Here is a 1,331-nt window from a genome sequence, read left to right as displayed (position 1 = left end):
CAGGGCGGTTTCAAAGTCTTGTCGATCAACGATCCGTGCTGGTCACGGCATCGTGACGATGGGGTCGCGGGCCGCCACGCACGCAACGAAGCTCCGGTTGATGCCGGTGACCTACCAAGTCGCCTGTACCGACCGGAGCTTCGATGTGTCGTCAGTCTGCCACCGTGTGTCTGGTCAAGTCGCCCTCGCGTCAGCATCGCGCGATCAGCGACCTGCAGTCGAGGCTGGCGGCCTTGCCTGATCCACGTGACCGGCGCGGCAGGCGTCACCCGTTCGTGAGCGTGCTGCTGGTGGCCTGCTCCGCGGTCATGTGCGGGGCCCGGTCCTTCGCAGCGATCGGACAGTGGGCGCGAAACGCTCCGCAGGACACCCTGGCCCGGCTCGGCGCCCGGACCGTGTCCGCCTTCACCGTTCGCATCGCCCCGAGCACCGCGACGATCCGCCGGATGATCAACCGAGTGTGTCCAGGTGGCCTCGCCGACCTGCTGGGATGCGATCCGTCCGGCGCCGACACCCTGGCGGTGGACGGCAAGAGCGCCCGGGGCTCGCGCTACGACGACACCCCCGCCGCGCATCTGCTCGCCGCCATGACCGGTGACGGGCTGACCGTCACGCAGTTGCGGGTACCGGACAAGACGAATGAAATCACCTGCTTCGCCGGCCTGTTGGCCCCGTTCGACCTGACCGGGGTGACCGTGACGGCCGATGCCCTGCACGCACAGCGTGGCCACGCCCGCTTCCTGGTCGAGGACAAGAAGGCGCACTACGCGCTGTGCGTGAAGAAGAACCAGGCCGGCCTCTACGAGCGGCTGCACACGCTGCCCTGGACGGAGGTGACCGCGAAGTTCTACGACCGTAGCGAGGGGCATGGCCGCAAGGAGACCCGCGTGGTCCAGGTCCTGACCGTCGACGGCCTCAACTTCCCGCACGCCGCCCAGGTCGCCCGGGTCGTACGCCATCGCACCTGTCTGAAGACCGGCAGGCGCAGCCGCGAGACGGTCTATGTCATCACCGACCTGACCAGCCAGGAAGCCTCCCCGCAGCGACTGGCGAAGATCATTCGTTCGCAGTGGGTGATCGAAAACAGACTCCACTTTGTCCGTGACACCGCCTTCCGCGAGGACGCATCCAAGGTGCGCACCCAGCACGGCCCGGAGAACATGGCCACCCTCCGCAGCTTCGCGATCAACCGCCTCCGCGCCACCGGGCACCACAACATCGCCGCCGGACTCCGAGACCTGTCCTACGAACCGTTCACGCGTCCTCTGGCTCTCCTCGGACTCCGCTGACCAGCACGGACCCATGAACAGTCAGACTTTGAAACCGCCCTG

Annotated in this window: 1 protein-coding gene; it reads left to right on the top strand. The window is 67.2% G+C overall.

Going from position 1 to position 1,331, the window contains the following annotated elements:
- Nucleotides 1-164 precede the first annotated feature (164 nt).
- Nucleotides 165-1,289 (top strand): ISAs1 family transposase, encoded by a 1,125-nt coding sequence (locus QNO07_RS27455; protein WP_283995250.1) that lies wholly within the window; start codon nucleotides 165-167, stop codon nucleotides 1,287-1,289.
- Nucleotides 1,290-1,331: the final 42 nt, after the last annotated feature.

The organism is Streptomyces sp. 549 (assembly GCF_030124175.1).
Lineage (GTDB): Bacteria > Actinomycetota > Actinomycetes > Streptomycetales > Streptomycetaceae > Streptomyces.
The sequence above is the reverse complement of the archived record's forward strand: the minus strand, read 5'-3'. Positions and strand labels throughout refer to the sequence as shown.